The 16,966-nt window shown below is 67.5% G+C and carries 18 protein-coding genes; 7 read left to right on the forward strand and 11 right to left on the reverse strand.

What is annotated here, in order from left to right; translation table 11 throughout:
* Positions 1 to 321: 321 nt before the first annotated feature.
* On the reverse strand, positions 322 to 2,409 hold the full coding sequence (locus tag CEX87_RS10115) for a heavy metal translocating P-type ATPase (RefSeq protein WP_416171898.1): 2,088 nt from the start codon (positions 2,407 to 2,409) through the stop codon (positions 322 to 324).
* A gap of 54 nt (positions 2,410 to 2,463) precedes the next feature.
* Here CEX87_RS10115 and CEX87_RS10120 point away from each other — a divergent pair, with 54 nt between their 5' ends.
* Together CEX87_RS10120 and CEX87_RS10125 are read left to right on the forward strand one after the other, a co-directional pair.
* Positions 2,464 to 3,267 carry a PaaI family thioesterase gene (locus tag CEX87_RS10120; RefSeq protein ID WP_064418172.1) on the forward strand — a complete coding sequence of 268 codons (804 nt, stop codon included), beginning with the start codon at positions 2,464 to 2,466 and terminating at the stop codon, positions 3,265 to 3,267.
* A gap of 24 nt (positions 3,268 to 3,291) precedes the next feature.
* Positions 3,292 to 4,716: a chloride channel protein gene (locus CEX87_RS10125; protein ID WP_064418171.1), complete on the forward strand. Its 1,425-nt coding sequence runs from the start codon at positions 3,292 to 3,294 to the stop codon at positions 4,714 to 4,716.
* Here CEX87_RS10125 and CEX87_RS10130 read toward each other — a convergent pair.
* The 3 genes from CEX87_RS10130 to CEX87_RS10140 form a co-directional block, all read right to left on the reverse strand.
* Positions 4,709 to 5,272: a Dps family protein gene (locus CEX87_RS10130; RefSeq protein ID WP_064418170.1), complete on the reverse strand. Its 564-nt coding sequence runs from the start codon at positions 5,270 to 5,272 to the stop codon at positions 4,709 to 4,711. The genes CEX87_RS10125 and CEX87_RS10130 overlap by 8 nt on opposite strands.
* Positions 5,273 to 5,353: 81 nt before the next feature.
* On the reverse strand, positions 5,354 to 6,265 hold the full coding sequence (locus CEX87_RS10135; RefSeq protein WP_094287024.1) for a DNA-3-methyladenine glycosylase family protein: 912 nt from the start codon (positions 6,263 to 6,265) through the stop codon (positions 5,354 to 5,356).
* Positions 6,266 to 6,292: 27 nt separating this feature from the next.
* Complete coding sequence (locus CEX87_RS10140) at positions 6,293 to 6,673, reverse strand: DUF427 domain-containing protein (protein WP_064418168.1); 381 nt, start codon at positions 6,671 to 6,673, stop codon at positions 6,293 to 6,295.
* 70 nt (positions 6,674 to 6,743) lie between these two features.
* On the opposite strand from CEX87_RS10140, the gene CEX87_RS10145 reads away from it, so the two are divergent.
* Both CEX87_RS10145 and CEX87_RS10150 read left to right on the forward strand, forming a co-directional pair.
* Entirely contained in the window at positions 6,744 to 8,300 is a 1,557-nt protein-coding gene (locus CEX87_RS10145) for an HNH endonuclease signature motif containing protein (protein WP_064418195.1), read from the forward strand.
* Between the two features lie 82 nt (positions 8,301 to 8,382).
* Positions 8,383 to 9,039 (forward strand): enoyl-CoA hydratase-related protein, encoded by a 657-nt coding sequence (locus tag CEX87_RS10150; RefSeq protein WP_064418167.1) that lies wholly within the window; start codon positions 8,383 to 8,385, stop codon positions 9,037 to 9,039.
* A gap of 71 nt (positions 9,040 to 9,110) precedes the next feature.
* Here CEX87_RS10150 and CEX87_RS10155 read toward each other — a convergent pair whose 3' ends face one another.
* The 4 genes from CEX87_RS10155 to CEX87_RS10170 are packed head-to-tail and all read right to left on the reverse strand — an operon-like array spanning position 9,111 to position 11,887.
* The gene (locus CEX87_RS10155) at positions 9,111 to 9,929 is read right to left on the reverse strand and encodes a class I SAM-dependent methyltransferase (protein WP_094287026.1); all 819 of its coding nucleotides are present in this window, start codon (positions 9,927 to 9,929) and stop codon (positions 9,111 to 9,113) included.
* A 13-nt stretch (positions 9,930 to 9,942) separates the two neighbouring features.
* Positions 9,943 to 10,947 (reverse strand): NAD-dependent epimerase/dehydratase family protein, encoded by a 1,005-nt coding sequence (locus CEX87_RS10160; RefSeq protein ID WP_094287028.1) that lies wholly within the window; start codon positions 10,945 to 10,947, stop codon positions 9,943 to 9,945.
* Complete coding sequence (locus CEX87_RS10165; RefSeq protein WP_094287030.1) at positions 10,944 to 11,450, reverse strand: nuclear transport factor 2 family protein; 507 nt, start codon at positions 11,448 to 11,450, stop codon at positions 10,944 to 10,946. The genes CEX87_RS10160 and CEX87_RS10165 overlap by 4 nt, the downstream gene beginning before the upstream one ends.
* Before the next feature lie 38 nt (positions 11,451 to 11,488).
* A complete protein-coding gene (locus CEX87_RS10170) occupies positions 11,489 to 11,887 on the reverse strand; it encodes a hypothetical protein (protein WP_094287032.1) in 399 nt (132 codons plus the stop codon).
* Positions 11,888 to 11,946: 59 nt separating this feature from the next.
* On the opposite strand from CEX87_RS10170, the gene msrB reads away from it, so the two are divergent.
* Both msrB and msrA read left to right on the forward strand, forming a co-directional pair.
* Complete coding sequence (gene msrB / locus CEX87_RS10175; protein WP_094287034.1) at positions 11,947 to 12,408, forward strand: peptide-methionine (R)-S-oxide reductase MsrB; 462 nt, start codon at positions 11,947 to 11,949, stop codon at positions 12,406 to 12,408.
* Positions 12,405 to 12,920 (forward strand): peptide-methionine (S)-S-oxide reductase MsrA, encoded by a 516-nt coding sequence (gene msrA / locus CEX87_RS10180; RefSeq protein WP_094287036.1) that lies wholly within the window; start codon positions 12,405 to 12,407, stop codon positions 12,918 to 12,920. Before msrB ends, msrA begins: the two co-directional genes overlap by 4 nt.
* 4 nt (positions 12,921 to 12,924) lie before the next feature.
* Here msrA and CEX87_RS10185 read toward each other — a convergent pair whose 3' ends face one another.
* A complete protein-coding gene (locus CEX87_RS10185) occupies positions 12,925 to 14,271 on the reverse strand; it encodes a cytochrome P450 (RefSeq protein WP_094287096.1) in 1,347 nt (448 codons plus the stop codon).
* Positions 14,272 to 14,279: 8 nt separating this feature from the next.
* Positions 14,280 to 15,647, reverse strand: coding sequence for a cytochrome P450 (locus CEX87_RS10190; protein WP_064418160.1), 1,368 nt, complete (start codon positions 15,645 to 15,647; stop codon positions 14,280 to 14,282).
* Positions 15,648 to 15,746: 99 nt separating this feature from the next.
* Between CEX87_RS10190 and CEX87_RS10195 the strand changes: the two genes are divergently transcribed.
* Entirely contained in the window at positions 15,747 to 16,352 is a 606-nt protein-coding gene (locus CEX87_RS10195; protein ID WP_064395038.1) for a TetR/AcrR family transcriptional regulator, read from the forward strand.
* A gap of 3 nt (positions 16,353 to 16,355) precedes the next feature.
* On the opposite strand, the gene CEX87_RS10200 is transcribed toward CEX87_RS10195, so the two are convergent.
* Complete coding sequence (locus CEX87_RS10200; protein WP_064395037.1) at positions 16,356 to 16,925, reverse strand: TetR/AcrR family transcriptional regulator; 570 nt, start codon at positions 16,923 to 16,925, stop codon at positions 16,356 to 16,358.
* Positions 16,926 to 16,966 lie beyond the last annotated feature (41 nt).

The raw sequence follows: 16,966 nt of genomic DNA on the forward strand, positions 1-16,966 counted from the left end.
GTGCAGCATCGAACGCCGGCCTGTATCCACTTGCCCCGAGTGGAGAAAACGATATGACAAACACCGGGTGACATGCCAACTTAGTAGACCCTAACTACATCGGCGGGACGGTGCGGCCGTCTCGCTTGCCACCACTCGGTTTTGCACCCAACATCGTTGCGGCCCTGGGGTTTTCAAGGCGATCAGCGATTCTCCAGCGGGGTGCGGTACACGTCACACTTGCCTCCCGACGCCGCCTGGCGTTTGCTGAAGGGCGCTATTTCGGCGCTTTTTCCAGCTTAGACCGCTGCGTACGAGTTTGCGAAAAGCCTAGCCAGATTCTTAAGAAAGCGCTTTCAGGCTGGCTTCGGGGGTGAGGTCCAGCCGTCGCAGCAGTTGAGCGTTGAGCGCCACCACGACCGTCGACGCCGACATCAAGATCGCGCCGACGGACATCGGCAGGATGAAGCCGACCGGCGCCAGCACCCCCGCGGCCAGCGGCACCGACACCAAGTTGTATCCCGCTGCCCACCAAAGGTTTTGCTGCATCTTGCGGTATGCGGCCCGAGAGAGCTGCAGCACCGACAGCACCGAGCGCGGATCCGAGCCGGCCAGGATCACCCCGGCCGAGCCGATCGCCACGTCGGTTCCCGCGCCGATCGCGATGCCGACATCGGCCTGGGCAAGCGCGGGGGCGTCGTTGACGCCGTCCCCCACCATCGCCACCTTGCGCCCGTCCCGCTGCAACTGGGCCACCTTTGCCGCCTTGTCCTCCGGTCGTACCCCGGCGAACACCCGCTCGATCCCCAAGCCGGCGGCCACCGACTGCGCGACGGCCTCCGCGTCGCCGGTGATCATCACCACTTCGATGCCCAGCTTGGTCAGCGCCTCGACCACCTGGCGGGACTCCGGTCGCACCTCGTCAGCCAGCTTGATCGCACCGGCGGCCTCACCGTCGACCACGACGTGCAGGATGATCGCCCCTTCGTCGCGCCACTGTCCCGTTTCGGGCAGGTCGGCGAGCCCCGCTTCGGCCAGCATCCGCGGCCCGCCGACCTGAACGGTGCTGCCCTCGACCATGGCCTTGACGCCCACCGCCGGGGACGAGCTGAAGTCGGTGGTCGGCGGCAGGTTCAGCGAGCGGTCGCGCGCGGCCGCGACGATCGCCTCGGCCAGCGGATGCTCGGAGTACGCCTCGGCCGCCGCCGCCCACGTCAGGACATCCTCGGCGGAACGGCCGGGTGCGGTCGCGACCGCGGTGACCGTCGGCTCGCCCTTGGTCAGCGTGCCCGTCTTGTCGAACAGCACGGCTTCGACGGTCCGCATGCTCTCCAGCGCCAGCCGGTCCTTGATCAGAACGCCTCCGCGTGCGGCGCGTTCGGTGGCGATCGAGACCACCAGCGGTATCGCCAGCCCCAGAGCGTGCGGGCAGGCGATCACCAGGACGGTAATGGTCCTGATGACGGCCGCGGCGGGCAAACCCACGAACGACCACACCACGGTCGTAACGATCGCCGCCGACAGCGCGAACCAGAACAGCCAACCCGCCGCCCTGTCGGCCAGGCGCTGCGCCCGCGACGACGAGTTCTGCGCTTCGGTCACCAACCGCTGGATACCGGCCAGCGTCGTGTCGTCGCCGACCGCGCTGACCTGCACCCGCAGCCCTGAGTCGGTGGCCACCGTGCCGGCCACGACGTGGTCGCCCGCCTCGCGGCGAACCGGCCGCGATTCGCCGGTGACCATCGACTCGTCGACGTCCGCCGTACCGGCGATGATCTCGCCGTCGGCCGGGATGTTGCCTCCGGGGCGCACCAGCACGACGTCGCCCACACGCAACTCGGCCGGTGCGACGATCTCCGTGCCGCCGTCGACGACCCGCTCGGCCTCGTCGGGCAGCAGCGCCGCCAGGGAGTCGAGCGCCGATGTGGTCTGCGCGAGCGAGCGCATCTCGATCCAGTGCCCGAGCAGCATGATCACGATCAGCAGTGCCAGTTCCCACCAGAAGTCCAGCTCGTGGTGCAAGACACCGAGGCTCGCGCCCCAGGACGACAGGAACGCGACCGTGATCGCCAGCCCGATCAGCAGCATCATTCCCGGTGCGCGGGAACGGATTTCATTGACGGCCCCGGACAGGAAGGGCCGCCCGCCCCAGACGTACATCACGGTGCCGAGCACCGGCGGCACCCATCGGACCCCGGGGATGTCGGGCAGCGAGTAGCCGAGGATCATCGAGAACATCCCCGACAGCGCGACCGTGGGGACGGCGAGCACGAGCATGGTCCAGAACAGGCGCCGGAACTCGGCGACGTGGCCAGAATGATCGTGGCCGCCCGAGTGGTCTTGGCCCTGCGGATGGTCGTGCCCCGAATGACCGACCGCGGCCGTGTCTGGGTGCTGGGCGCCATGGCCGGCGTGCGTCATAGCGGCCATGCTATACCCCCTAGGGGTATATGGCCAGGGCTTGTTCGGTCACGCTGTACCTCGATGTCGCATCCACTGAACACTCCGCTGGGCCGGTTCGGCATCGTGACGTCCACGGACGCGCCCGGTGAGTGCGTGGCCTCGATCCCGGTGGGCGGCATGGTGAACCCGCTGACGGGCGCCCCGACGATCGCGCCCATGGCGATGCTCGTCGACCACGCGTGCGGCCTGGTCAACCACCGGCGCCGCGCCGCCGATGAGTGGACGGTGTCCAGCGAGCTGTCTCTGGAAGCCGATCCCGACGCCGCCGAAATCATCGCGGGCACCCCGGATGTACCGGTGGTCGCGACCGCCCGACCGTTCGGCGCCAAGAGCGACGTCGCGTTGGCGTTGTGCGAGCTGACGCACCGCGACACCGTGCTCGCCACGGCCACCGTGCGTTCGTTCTACATCCACTCACCCGCCGACATCGCACCGTTTCCCGACGGTCCGTCCGGCCCGCTGCCGCCGGGCACGCTCGCCGACCGGATGGCGGTTCGCGTCGCCGAGAGCGGCGGCGCGGGGCGGGTTCTGCTGCAGGACGAGGACCCCGTTTTGAACAACGCGATCGGCATCGTGCACGGCGGGGTGACCGCCATGGCGCTGGAACTGGTGGCGTCGGCGGCACTCGACACCGATGGTTCAGACCGGCCGCTGCGGACCGCGTCGTTGCGGGTCAACTTCATGCGGCCCTTCCGCAGTGGACCCGAATCTCGTTATGTGGGAACCGCTTTGCGCATCGGGCGCCGGACGGGCGTCGCCGAGGGGCAAGCCGTCGGCCCCGGTGGAGGTGTGGCGATCCTCGCCAGACTGACCGCATACCGCTGATCTGCGCACTAGCATCTGGAGACCATGGCCGAGACCCGTGAAACCGGCGGCGGCCTCGGGGGATTCGTTCGACGCTCCGGCTACATCCGTAAGTGGCTGATTCTCGGGATCGCGATCGGCGTCATCGCCGGCCTCGGCGCGGTGGTGTTCTATCTGGCGCTCGACTATGCGGGCGACTTCCTGCTCGGTGACCTGGCCGGCTACCGGATCCCCAAACCGGTCGGCGACGGCGGCGATCCCGGCTCGGCGGGCTTCGACCGGCCGTGGGCCATCCCACTGGTGGTCTGCGGCGGCGCTCTCGTATCGGCGTGGCTGGTCGCGAAGTTCGCACCCGAGGCCGAAGGGCACGGCACCGACAGCGCGATCGAAGCCGTGCACACCGACCCCCGCGCCATCCGGGGACGAGCCATCGTCATCAAGACCATCGCCAGCGCCCTGACCATCGGGTCGGGCGGCTCCGGCGGCCGCGAAGGCCCCGCCGCGCAGATCTCCGCGGGCTTCGGATCCATGCTGACCCGCTGGCTGAACCTGTCCGACGAGGACGGGCGGATCGCGGTGTCGCTCGGCATCGGGTCGGGTATCGGGGCGATCTTCGGCGCCCCGCTCGGCGGCGCGGTGCTTGCGGCCTCGATCGTGTACCGCCGAGATTTCGACTACCGGGCGTTGATACCGGGATTCATCACCTCGGCGACCGCCTACTCGGTACTGGGTTCGATCCTCGGCTTCGACCCGCTGTTCGGATTCGTCGCCGCCGACTACCGCTTCGACAGCCCGCTCGATCTGGGCTGGTTCGTCGTGCTCGGAGTCGTCGCGGCCGGCGTCGGCTACCTCTACGCGCGCATCTTCTACGGAACCGTCGCACTGACCGGTCGGCTGCCCGGCCACAAGGTGTTCAAACCCGCGGTCGGCGGGCTGGCGGTGGGACTGCTGGGCCTGGCGATCCCGCAGGTTCTGGCCAGCGGATACGGATGGGCGCAGAAGGCCACGGCCACCGACACACTGATGGCGATACCGCTGTGGATCGTGCTGCTCCTGCCGCTCGCCAAGATCGTGGCGACGTCGTTGTCGATCGGCACCGGCGGTTCGGGCGGCATCTTCGGGCCGGGTGTCGTGGTAGGCGCCTTCGTCGGCGCCGCGCTGTGGCGACTGGGCGATCTGGTCGACGCCCCTGGAATCCCCGACAGCCCCGCCACCTTCGTCGTCGTCGGCATGATGGCGTGCTTCGGCAGTGTCGCGCACGCGCCGCTGGCCGTGATGATCATGGTGGCGGAGATGACCGGCTCGTTTTCGGTGATCCCGTGCGCGATGGTCGCCGTCGGTATCGCCTACATGTTGATGTCGCGCACCGACGTCTCGATCTACCGCGCGCAGCGCCTGGACCGGGAAGCCGCCGACGCCGCGCGTGGCGCCGACGGACGCCGGCCACCTCCGCCCGAAACGACTACTTGACCGGCGCCTTCTTCTTGGCCTGGCTGGCGGCGTCCTTCTCCGTCGACGCGCCCTTGTTGGCCAACTGGCCACCGGAATTCTCCAGGTGCGCACGCACGAACCACTGGAACTTCTCCAGCTCCGCGGCATGGCCGATCAGCATGTCCTCGGTGACCGGATCGGAATCCTCGGCGTCCTCGATGTTCTTTCGGGTGTCCTCGATGACTCCGTCGTAGACGAGATCGAGTGCGGCCAAGTGTGCCTGCACGGTGTCGCGGTCCAGCGAGTAGTCATCCCAGGAGCGGTCGCCGATGATCGCGCCCGGCGTGCCCTTCGGCGAGTAGCCCAGAGTCGCGATGCGCTCGGCGACCTCGTCGGCGTAGCCACGCACCAACTCGACCTGCGGGTCGATCATCTCGTGGACTCCGATGAAGTTCGGGCCCACCACATTCCAGTGAATGTGCTTGAGGGTCAGGTGCAGATCGTTGTACCGGCTCAGCTGCTTCTGCAGCAGCTCGGCCATCTTGGCCGCGTCTTTGTCGGTCATACCCGGAACGGTGTACTGAGACTTAGGCATGGGAAAGCTCCTTTGCACGCATACGGTGTCGAGGCTTCGACTACCCGCTGCGTCGGCGAGGTAATCACCACGTCACAGGCGTCACATCTCGATCAGATTCGGAATCGCCATGCGCGGGCCGAACCGCGGAAGCACCGCAAGACCGCTCACTTCCAACAAGCGCACAGCGCGGTGACGGTGCGGGCGAAGCGGTTCGAGCAACTCGACCATCGCGGGATCGTCGATCGGATGGCCCAGCAGGCTCCACCCGACCATCTTCGCCAGGTGGTAGTCGCCGACCGAGAGCGCATCCGCGTCACCGAACGCGCGCTGACTCGTCTCTGCCGCGGTCCACTCGCCGACCCCGGGCAGCGACGCCATCGCCGTGCGCGCCTTCGCCGGTGACCGGGCGCCCAGTCGTTCCAGCGAGTCGGCGCGCTGAGCGCACACGACGACGGTGCGCGCGCGGCGCGGATCGACGTTGGCGCGGTGGAACTCCCACGACGGGATGCGGCGCCAGACGTCACCGGGCGGTGGCACCCGCATGTGCGCGGGCGCCGGTCCGGGTGCGGGGGCGCCGTACTTGGTGACCAGCAGCCGCCACGCGCGGCGCGCGTCCTTGCCGTAGACCCGCTGTTCGAGCACCGCGGGAATCAGGGCTTCGAGCACGCGGTCGGTGCGGCCCAGCCGAAGATGCCGCACGCGTCGATGTGCGGCGGCGATGGTCGGTTCCGTGGGCGCGAAGCCGACGCTGTCGTCGTACGCGCCGAGTTGGGCGGGCAGGGTCTCGGCGAATTCGGTCGCGCCGTCACCCCACGCTTCGCAGTCGACGGTGTTGGGTGCCGATTTGGTGAGGCGCGCGGTGACCGGGCCGCTACGCATCAGGCTGGTGCGCCAGATCGCGCCGTCGGGGGCGTCGAAGTAGCAGGGGTCCTTTCGGCCACGCCGCAGCGGCGCCAAGGTCAACGCGGGGCTGACCGGGCCGTCGAAGACGACCCTGACCGAGGTGTGCACCGGCCAAGGTTATGCCGGGCCTACGCGTTATGCGTGAACGACGGTGACCTCAGCCTTGTCCGGGTAGAACGCGACGTGACCGGCGATGGGGGCGACGGCGGGGTAGGGCTTCTCGTAGGTCCAGATGGCGTCCTCGACGACCGCGCCGCTGCCGGTCACCAGGTCGTAGTAGCTGGCGTCGCCCTTGAACGGGCAGTACGTCTGGGTGTCGCTGGGCCTGAGTTTGTCTTGGATGACGTCGTTGTGCGGGATGTACTGCACCGCCGGATAGGTCGACTCCCGCAGCGTCAACGCCCGATCTGTGTCGGCGACGATCTCGCCGTTCACCCGGACGGTGACGTGTCTGCCGGTCGGCTCGACGGTGATGGGGTGCTCCGCGGTGGGCTCGAGTACGGGTCGATCGCTCATGTCATGGCCAACGCACGAGGTGCCGGTCGGAATTCCGGACGTGTCGGTGGGTGGTGGCATAGTCGAACACATGTTCGGATCGGACTTCGCAGAGGCGGACGACGCCGCTGTGGTCGCCGCTATCGCCGAGGGTGCACGTGCGGAGGCGCAAGCCGCCGCACGCCGGCTCGCGGCCATTGCAGAGTTGGTCCGGCGCAAGGTGTGCGATGACGACGAGCGGCAGCGGTCGGCGTTCGATCCGTGGGACAGCGTCGCCGCCGAGGTGGCTGCGGCGATGACGGTCGGTCATCGGCGCGCTTCGGGGCAGATGCGCATCGCGCAGGCGCTGCGCGAGCGGCTGCCACAGGTGGCCGCCTTGTTCGAGCAGGGCGGTATCAGTGCGCGGATCGTCTCGACGATCACCTGGCGCACCACGTTGGTCGAAGATCCTGAGGCGTTGGCACTCATCGACACCGCGCTCGCACAACGGGCGTCTCGATTGAGTCCGCTGTCGGAGCGGCGACTCGACGACGCAGTCGACGCGCTCGTCCACCGGTTCGACCCGCTCGCGGTGCGGAAGTCGAAGACAGCGGCGCGCAGCCGAGACTTCCACTTCGGTGACGAAGAAGACCCGGCCGGCACGACTTCGGTGTGGGGCCGGTTGTTGGCCACCGACGCCGCCGCCCTCAAACGGCGCCTCGCCGAGATGATGAAGGGGCTGTGCGACAACGATCCGCGCAGTATGGGCGAGCGGCGCTCCGACGCGATCGGCGCCTTGGGCGCCGGCCAAACCCAATTGGCTTGTGCGTGCGGATCACCGACATGCGCCGCTGCCGGTGTGCAGGCGTCGAACGTCCAAATACACGTGATCGCCGACCAAGCCGCGATCGACGGTGCCACTGGCGCTGCCGCTGCCCGCGAAAATGCGGCTGCCGCTGCCGAACACAATGCCGCTCCTGCTGCCGACGGGCCCGCCGCTCACGCTGCCGAAGGCAACGCGGACCGCACCACCATAGGCGACAGAGGCGGCGACGCCTCACCCCCTGCGGAAGGAAAAAAGCCCCAGAAACAAGGCACCGCAGTGCTGCTAGGCCACGGGGCGTTGCCCACGTTCCTACTGCCCTGGCTGATCAGCCGCGGGGCGAAGGTGCGCCCGATCAAGATGCCGGGGTCGGAAGCCGAGTCGCGGTATCAGCCGTCAGCGGCGCTGGCCGAATTCGTGCGCATGCGGGATATGTACTGTCGCGCACCGGGATGCGACGTGCCCGCCGACCTCTGCGACATCGATCACACGACCCCGTGGCCCCTGGGACCCACGCATCCGTCGAACCTCAAATGCCTGTGCCGTAAGAACCACCTGATGAAGACATTCTGCGGCGGCCCTGACGGCTGGCGCGACATACAGCTTCCGGATGGGACTGTCATCTGGACCGCGCCGAGCGGCCTCACCTATACCACCCACCCCGGTAGCAAGCTGTTCTTCGAATGGGACACGACCACGGCCAACCTGCCACCGCCACCGGATACTCCACCGCCCGTGACCGATCGCGCCGCGAAGATGCCGAAGCGAAGACGCACTCGCGCGGCCGAATTCGCCGCACGGATCAGAGCCGAGCGGGCACGCAATGTCGACCCTGCACCGTTCTGAGAGCGGAAACCGGCTAGTGCGGTCGGTCGGTCTTACTCAAGTCGTACGCCGTCCGGACTTAAGCAGGTGGTGTAATCGGCTGATGGCAGAACTTGAACGGCACGGCGCGGTGTATGTGTTGATCCTCGGCGAGGACGAGAACCGTTTCCACCCCGACCGGCTGACCGCGATGAACTCGGCACTCGACGAGGTGGAGGCCGCCGACGGGCCGAGGGCCGTCGTCACGACCGGCAGCGGCAAGTTCTACTCCAACGGCCTGGACCTGGACTTCATGGCCGCCAATCCCGATGTGGCTGAGGCCAATCTGGGCGACGTCCACGCGCTGTTGGCACGCGTGCTGGCGTTCCCGGCACCGATCATCGCCGCGGTGCAAGGGCACGCGTTCGCCGCGGGCGCGATGCTGGCGCTGGCCCACGACCAGATCGTGATGCGCGCCGATCGCGGCTTCTTCTGCCTGCCGGAGGTCGACCTCGGCATCCCGTTCACGGCCGGGATGAACGCCCTCATCCGGTCCCGCCTGCCGATCGCGACCGCACACGAGGCGATGACCACCGCGCGACGGTACGGCGGCGAGGACGCCCTCGCGGCAGGAATCGCCGCGGCCACCGCTGGGGAGGGTGACGTCCTCAACGCAGCGGTCGACCGCGCCGATGCGCTGGCCGCCAAAGCCGGCGCGGTGTTCGGCACGATCAAGGCGCGCTTGTACGCGGAAGTGATCGCCGAACTGAAGGTGCGTTAGCCGCCGAAACTGAACAATTGCACGATCTTTCCGGCATTTTCATACATAGCTTCAGTTTCGAGTGCAACAGCTCAGAACGCCCAACGGTGATACTGCGCCATGTACCGCAACGCCGGCAGCGCCGACATCACCCGCCCCATCGCCCGGTAATACCAGGCGACGTCGCGGAACGTTGGCGAATCGAACGGCGACACCCACGCCAGCAACCGCGCACCGGGCACCGCCCCGGCGATATCGTCCGGACCGTCGATCCCCCACTGCAGCGTCGCCCCCGAGCGCCGTACCACCGCGTTCAGGACCTGCGACCGGATGCCGAGCCGGCTGAACGCATCGAATTGCAGTTCGCCGGAGGGAAACCCGTCGACCACCCGCCGCAGCAGCGCCGCGCCATCGGATTCCGTCAGGTACATGGTGAGGCCCTCGGCGATCATCAAAGTCGGCCGGTCCGAGGGGATTTCGGGCAACCACGATGCATCCGTGACCGAGGCGCCGATCACCCGGTAGTGGTCGCGGTCCGGATAGAGTCGCGTGCGAAGACTTGCGACCTCCGGATAGTCGATGTCGAACCAGTCGACCCCGCGACCGGCGTCCACCCGAAACGCCCGCGCGTCCAGCCCGCATCCCAGATGCAGCACGACCGCCCGCGGGTGCACGGCCAGGAACTGGCGCGTCCACCTGTCGAAGTGCGCGCTGCGGGTGGTCACCGATGCCGAATTGGCCGGAGTGATCGTCGTTTTCGACCAGTCATAGTCGATGCGCTCGACGATGTCCTTGGCGAACCGGTCACCCAGGATCGGGTTCGGCAGGTCAGCGTCGAGCGCCTTGGCGTAGAACGTCGCAAGCATGGTCTGCGGCGCACCGGACAAATCGACGGAAAGCTTGTCGGGCATCTCTACTCGCGGGCTAGCCTGCCTTGCTTGTACGCCGCGCGTCCCGCAGCCCCGCCCAGAACCTCGCGGCCTCGCGGATCGAATCCTCGACAGGCCTTGGACTCCAACGCAATTCACGTCGGGCCTTACTGCAATTCACCGGTGCTTCCGCACGCATCAGCCGCAGCGAGCCGAGCGAGAACTTCTCGTCCTTGCCGGTCACCCGCGCCTTGGCGGTGCCCAGGGCGGCCATCGCGTAGGAGACGGGCAGCGGGAGCGACTTCGTCGGCGCAGGCATCCCCGCGGCTTCGGCGGCGATGCGCACCACCTCGGCATTGCTGATCATCTTTTCCGAGATCAGGTACCGCTCGCCGACTCGGCCGTGCTCGGCGGCGAGGATCATGGCGCGCGCCGCGTCGTCGACACCGACGGCCTCCAACTCGATGCCGCGCATCACGAACGGCAGCTTGCCGAACGCCGCCCCGGCGATGATCGCGCCGTGCGGGGTGCGGCCCCAGTCGCCGCCGCCGTAGGTGGTCGACACGCACATCGCCACTGCGGGCACGCCGTGCTCGCGCGCATATTGCAGCACCAGCGTCTCGGCCTGCACCCGCGACCGCACATACGGCGTCAGACCTTTGTCGACGATCACGTCGTCCTCGGTCGCCACGTGCCCGCGCCTGCGGCCGACCGTCACATAGCTGCTGGTGTAGACGAACCGCCGCAGACGCATGTCCTTGGCGACCTCGAGCACGTTCCGGGTGCCTTCGACGTTCGTATAGAAGAGCGGCGTCGGGTCCTTGAGCCAGCCGCGCGTGTCGACGACGCAGTAGTACACGTCGTCGACTCCGGTCATGGCCGCGCGCAGCGTGTCGTTGTACCAGATGTCGCCGAGGAAGCGCTGTACCGGCAGATCGTCGATGCTCTTGGTGTTCGCGTTCGGGCGGACCATGACGCGGACGTCGTGACCGGCGGCCACCAGCTGTCGAGTGACATGGGATCCGAGGAAACCGTTGGCCCCGATGACCAGCTTGCTCACTTGCCTCCTCCGTACTGCTTCATCCACTCCTCGGCCTCCGGCGGCAAGGTGCCGAGCTCCGCGGCCTTGCGGCACCACTTGACGGTCGCCTTGACGAACCGCAACGGGTTGTAGATGTCCTCTTGCCGGCGCCACAGTCCGTCGCCGGCGTAGGTGACGATCGAGATGTTGGTGGCGCTGATGATGGTGCCGTCGCCGGGGTCGCGCATCGGGTTGTCCAGCTCGCAGATGATGCGACCGGTCGCCTCGTCGATCACGGTCCACCGCGACGGGAACGACGTCATGTGGCTACCGGGAAACGACTCCATCGTCTTCCAGATCCAGGGCCGCACCTGTTCGCGGCCGCGCATGGTGCCCGCCGCGTGTTCGACGTAGACGACGTCGTCGGTGTACTGGTCGACCCAGGGATCCCAGTCGCGGGTCTGTGCGGCGCGGTCGACCGTCGCCTCGAACTGTTGGAATGCCGCGGCTAATTCGTCGCGGCTGAAGGTGCTGCCCGTCACATCAGAACTAGAACACGTTCTACCGAGCTTGTCGAGGGTCAGAACGCGGTGAGCACCTGGCGGCTGCCCAGCGGATTCTGCAGCGGGACGTCGAGGATCCCCGACACCGCGATCATGATGCACGGCCGGCCGGCGGCTTCGGGAAGCGCGCCGCCGAAGAGTTCCACGGTGACGGCTTCGGGTGTCTCCTGCACGGTCGCGTGGACGCCGTAGCACTGCGGTGTGCCCGTGGTGAAGTGCACGCCGACGGCGCGGTCGCCCGCGACACGGTTGAAGGACTCGGCGCGCATCGGCTGCGGGTCGAAGATCGCGGGATTGTCGATGAACAGCAGGCCCGGATAGCCGGGCCGTTCGGGCAGCAGCGCCGTCTCCGCCGATGCCGCCGGGGCCGCCCACAGGGCCAACGCAGCGGCCATCACGGCAAGGAATATGCGCATCACACAACCGTAATCGCCGGCTGGAACATGGCGGTCGGTTCGGTGGTTATACAGGCACTATGGCAAAGCAATACATCAAGAATCCGGCCGCGGTGAAAGCGTTGTCGCCGGAGCAGTACCAGGTCACGCAGAAAAACGGCACCGAGCGGCCCTTCACCGGCGAGTACTGGGACAACCACGAACCGGGCATCTACGTCGACGTGGTCTCGGGCGAGCCGTTGTTCGCCTCGGTCGACAAGTTCGACAGCGGGACCGGGTGGCCCAGCTTCACCCGTCCGATCGATGTGGCCAACGTCGTCGAGAAGCGCGACTTCTCGCACCTGATGATCCGCACCGAGGTGCGCTCGGCGCACGGTGACAGCCACCTCGGCCACGTGTTCACCGACGGCCCCCGCGCCGAGGGTGGGTTGCGCTACTGCATCAACTCCGCTTCGCTGAGGTTCATCCACCTCGACGACCTCGAGGCCGAGGGGTATGGCGATTACAAGAAGCTGTTCGTGAATGAGGAGGCGCAAGCATGAGCGACCACAAGACGGCCATCCTGGCGGGCGGTTGCTTCTGGGGCATGCAGGATCTGATCCGTAAGCAGCCGGGCGTGGTGTCGACGCGGGTCGGCTACACCGGTGGCGAGAACGCCAACCCCACGTACCGCAGCCACCCCGGCCACGCCGAGGCGATCGAGATCGTCTACGACCCGGCGCGGACCGACTACCGCTCGCTGCTGGAGTTCTTCTTCCAGATCCACGATCCGACCACGAAGAACCGTCAGGGCAACGACGTCGGTACCAGCTACCGGTCGGCGATCTTCTACCTCGACGACGAGCAGAAGCGCGTCGCGCTGGACACCATCGCCGATGTCGACGCGTCGGGGCTGTGGCCCGGCAAGGTCGTGACCGAGGTGTCCCCGGCGGCCGAGTTCTGGGAGGCCGAGCCCGAGCACCAGGATTACCTGGAGCGGTACCCGAGCGGTTACACCTGCCACTTCCCGCGCCCGGGCTGGAAGCTGCCCAAGCGCGAAACGGCCAACCAGTAGCGCGCTAGGTGCGGTGGCGCACCACGACGCGGCCGCCGTCCTTCGGGGTGAACGCGATCCCGCGGAAGTGCACCTTCTCGTCGGGCGCATTGTCGGTCTCGATCACGAAGTGGCGCAAGACTGTTCGCAGGACGACATCCATCTCGACGTTGGCGAACGCGGCGCCGATGCACCGGCGGGTCCCGCCGCCGAACGGCACCCACGCCGTCGGCGGGCGCTTGCCCAGGAACCGGTCCGGGTCGAAGCGTTCGGGGTCGGGGAACACGTCCGGGTTGGCGTGCATGTTCGCCAGCGCGACCATCACGGTGTAGCCGTGCGGAATCCGCCACTCGCCGACGTCGAAGTGCGGTGCCAGCACGTGGCGCCCGGAGAAGTCGATGACGGTCCGGTTGCGCTGCAACTCGTTGATGAAGGCCTGGCGGTACTCGTTGCCGCCGGCGTCGTTCTCCTCGACCAGTTTGGCCAGCACCGCGGGATGGCGGCGCAACCGTTCGAACGCCCAACCCAGCGTCGACGCGGTCGTTTCGTGGCCGGCACCGAGAAGGGTGAGCAGCTCGTCGGAGATGTCCTGGTGCGACATCGGGGTGCCGTCCTCATAGGTGCTGCCCAGTAGCAGCGCCAGGATGTCGGTGCGCTCCTCGCGGGCGGGGTCGGCCTTGCTCTTTTCAATCAGGGCTTTGTCGATCAACGCAAACACGGTCCGGTCGAAGTTGCGCCGGAACGTCTCAAGGCGGCCCCACGGGCTGTAGGGGCCGGTCTTGAACGGCGGTTCGGGCAACGTCGCCATGCGTGAACCGAGCTTGGCCCACGGCGGGATGATCTCGCGCAGATAGTCCAGTTCGGCCCCGTCGGCCCCGAACACCGTGCGCAAGATGACGTTCAGCGTGATCCGGTTCATCGGTTCGAGCGTCGCGAACTCGACACCCTCGGGCCAGGTCGCGGTCTCGCGGAGCGTCTCCTCCTCGATGATCTTCTCGTAGTTCTTGATGCTCTGGCCGTGGAACGGCGGTGCGAGCAGCTTGCGGCGCTTGCGGTGCTCGACGCCGTCGAGCGCGAACACCGAACCGGGGCCGAAGATCCGACTGAGGTTCGGCTGCACGTTGATCAGGTCGTCGGTGCTCGCGAGATACACGGTGCGGATCAGCGCCGGATCGGCGATCACCACGCTGCGACCGAAGAACGGCACGTTGATCGCGAACACCGGACCGTATCGCTTGAGCGCTTTGCCCAGGAACCAGCGGCGGAAGCCCGCCATCAGCACCATCTGAACGGGTTTGGGCAGCGGGACCGCCGGCGGCAATTTGCCGGGTGTGACCGGGGCTTGCTGGTCGGCGGCGGTGGCGTTCGTCATCGGTTCTTTCACTCCTCCTGCGCGAGCGGTGTCCTGCGGCGGTGCACCACGATGCGGCCGCCGTCCTTCGGGGTGTAAGCCACGCCGCGCGAGTGCGTCTTCTCCGCAGGTGCCGCGGTGGTGTCGATCACGAAGTTGCGCAGCACAGTTCGCAGCACCACGTCCATCTCGACGTTGGCGAACACGGCGCCGACACAGCGGCGGGTGCCTCCGCCGAACGGGATGAAGGCGAACGTCGGCGGTCGCTCGTCGAGGAAGCGCTGCGGGTCGAAGCGCTCGGGATCGGGAAACTCAGCGGCCCTGTCGTGCATCAGCGAGATGCTCGCCAGCATTGTATAGCCCTGCGGGACAACCCATTCGCCCAGCTCGAAGGTTGGCGAGTAGACGTGTCTGCCCGCGAAGTCGATCACCGTGCGCGACCGCTGCACCTCCCCGAGCACGGCCTGGCGATAGTCGTTGCCGTCGGTCTCCGCCTCGGACACCAGCTTGGCAAGGACGTCGGGATGGCGGGTGATCCGCTCGAACGCCCAGGCCAGGGTCGAGGCCGTGGTCTCGTGACCGGCCGCAAGCAGGGTCAGCAACTCGTCGCCGATGTCCTTGCGGGACATCGCGCTACCGTCCTCGTAGGTGCTGCCGAGCAACAGCGCAAGAACGTCGGTCCGCTCGTCGAACCCCGGATCGGCCGTGACCCGGTCGATCAGTTTGTCGATGACCTCGTCGTACTGCCTGCGGTATTCGGCCAGCCGCCCCCACGGACTGAACCGGCCGTACGTGCGTGACGGTGCGGGCAACGACGCCAAACGCGAACCGAGCGTCACCCACGGCGGAATGATGCGCCGCAGGTCGTCCAACTGCTCACCGTCGGCGCCGAACACCGCACGCAGGATGGCGTTGAGGGTGATGCGCATCATCGGCTCCAGCGTCGGAAACGCTTGACCCTCAGGCCAGTTCGCCGATTCGCGCAGGGTCTCCTCTTCGAAGATCGCCTCGTAGTTCTTGATGCTCTTGCCGTGGAACGGCGGTGTCAGCAGCCGCCGCCGGCGCCGGTGTTCTGACCCGTCGAGCGCAAACACCGAACCGGGGCCCAGCACCCGCGACAGGTTGGGTTGGATGTTGCCGACGTCGTCTGTGTTGGCCATGAACATCTGTTTGGCCAGCTGCGGGTCGCCGACGACGACCGTGCGTCCGAAGACCGGAACGTTCATCGTGAAGACCGGACCGTGGAGGCGGGCGAACTGAGCGACGGTCCAGCGCCGGGAAACCGCGAACGCGAGACCCAACAGCGGCTTGGGAATCCGCGCCGCCGGTGGCAGCTTGACCGCGGCAGGCGACACCGCTGCGGGTGTGGGCTTATCGACGACCAAAGCTTCGCTCATGACGCTCCCAGCCTGTTCCCCGGTACTACGATGTACCGTAGGTTCGTGTAGTACGGTACCGCTTGGTACCAGCAGGCGCAAGGCTGTCGAGGAGGCGGTATGACCACTGCGCTGGACAACGGCGCGCATACCGCGGCCGACGGGGCGTTCCGCGACCGCCTGCTCGACGGTATGGCCGCCTCGATCACCGAACGGGGCTATCGCGACACCACCGTCGCCGACATCGTGCGGCAGGCGAGAACCTCCAAGCGCACGTTCTACGAACAGTTCGCGAGCAAAGAGGAATGTTTGATCGAGCTGCTGCGGCGAAACAACGAGACGATGATCGCCGGGGTGCGTGCAGCGGCGGACCCCGATGCCGACTGGCGGGCCCAGATCCGCTCGGCGGTGACCGCCTACGTCGACCACATCGCGGCGCGACCGGCCATCACGCTGGCGTGGATCCGCGAGGCGCCGGCACTGGGCGCCGTCGCACATCCGCTGCATCGCGAGGCCATGGAGAATTTCACCGACATGCTGGTCGACATCAGCAGCACGCCGGGCTTCGAACGCGCTTCGCTGACTCCGATATCGCGTCCGTTGGCGCTCATCATCCTTGGCGGCCTGCGCGAGCTGACCGCGCTCTTCGTCGAGGACGGCCACGATCTGGGCGGCATCATCGAGCCGGCGATCACCGCGTCGGTGGCGATCCTCGGCTCGCGCTGAGGATCAGTTCAGGATCAGCCGCGCCGATTTCTCCAGTCGCTCCGCGATTTCGGTGTACGACGCATATCCCATGCCCGCGCGCACCAGCGCACCGGAGTACAGCATCTCCAGCGTGTCGATGACGTCGGGATCCGTGTCGGCGCCCAACGCCGCGGCCAGCCGGTCGCGGATCTCGCGGCCGATGCGCAGCCGCAGCACCTCGACATCGGGGTCCCGACCCAACAGCGCCGTCGTCACCGCACCGGCGAAGGCGGGCTCGTCGGCGACCAGCAGGGCGATGTGGCGCAGCACCTCGATGACCCGTGCTGCGGGGTCCTCGGACTCGTGCGCCGCCGGTGGAGATGCCGCGAGCCTGCGCCAGAACACCTCGGCGACAAGGTGTTCCTTGGAGGAGAAGTAGGTGTAGGCGGTAGCCGCCCCGACACCGGCATCGGCGGCCACGCGGCGCACCGTGAGACCGGCGAACCCCTCGCGGTTGAGGAGTTCCACCGCGGCGCGGCCGAGGCGGTCGACAGTGTCGGCTTGTTTGGCGGTCAGACGGCGCCGAGTCGACTCCAAGGCCGTGTCGGACACATGTCCGGACGCTACTACAACACCCCTGCACCAGCAACGAT

The organism is Mycobacterium lehmannii (assembly GCF_002245535.1).
GTDB classification, from domain to species: domain Bacteria; phylum Actinomycetota; class Actinomycetes; order Mycobacteriales; family Mycobacteriaceae; genus Mycobacterium; species Mycobacterium lehmannii.

Excerpts from the sequence above, each read along its gene's own strand:
- CEX87_RS10145 (WP_064418195.1), top strand. The coding sequence starts at position 6,744 with ATGTTCGGATCGGACTTCGCAGAGGCGGACGACGCCGCTGTGGTCGCC.
- CEX87_RS10185 (WP_094287096.1), bottom strand. The coding sequence starts at position 14,271 with ATGACGAACGCCACCGCCGCCGACCAGCAAGCCCCGGTCACACCCGGC.
- CEX87_RS10125 (WP_064418171.1), top strand. The coding sequence starts at position 3,292 with ATGGCCGAGACCCGTGAAACCGGCGGCGGCCTCGGGGGATTCGTTCGA.
- msrB (WP_094287034.1), top strand. The coding sequence starts at position 11,947 with ATGGCAAAGCAATACATCAAGAATCCGGCCGCGGTGAAAGCGTTGTCG.
- CEX87_RS10115 (WP_416171898.1), bottom strand. The coding sequence starts at position 2,409 with ATGGCCGCTATGACGCACGCCGGCCATGGCGCCCAGCACCCAGACACG.
- CEX87_RS10150 (WP_064418167.1), top strand. The coding sequence starts at position 8,383 with ATGGCAGAACTTGAACGGCACGGCGCGGTGTATGTGTTGATCCTCGGC.
- CEX87_RS10155 (WP_094287026.1), bottom strand. The coding sequence starts at position 9,929 with ATGCCCGACAAGCTTTCCGTCGATTTGTCCGGTGCGCCGCAGACCATG.
- CEX87_RS10130 (WP_064418170.1), bottom strand. The coding sequence starts at position 5,272 with ATGCCTAAGTCTCAGTACACCGTTCCGGGTATGACCGACAAAGACGCG.
- CEX87_RS10190 (WP_064418160.1), bottom strand. The coding sequence starts at position 15,647 with ATGAGCGAAGCTTTGGTCGTCGATAAGCCCACACCCGCAGCGGTGTCG.
- CEX87_RS10120 (WP_064418172.1), top strand. The coding sequence starts at position 2,464 with ATGTCGCATCCACTGAACACTCCGCTGGGCCGGTTCGGCATCGTGACG.
- CEX87_RS10170 (WP_094287032.1), bottom strand. The coding sequence starts at position 11,887 with ATGCGCATATTCCTTGCCGTGATGGCCGCTGCGTTGGCCCTGTGGGCG.
- msrA (WP_094287036.1), top strand. The coding sequence starts at position 12,405 with ATGAGCGACCACAAGACGGCCATCCTGGCGGGCGGTTGCTTCTGGGGC.
- CEX87_RS10195 (WP_064395038.1), top strand. The coding sequence starts at position 15,747 with ATGACCACTGCGCTGGACAACGGCGCGCATACCGCGGCCGACGGGGCG.
- CEX87_RS10140 (WP_064418168.1), bottom strand. The coding sequence starts at position 6,673 with ATGAGCGATCGACCCGTACTCGAGCCCACCGCGGAGCACCCCATCACC.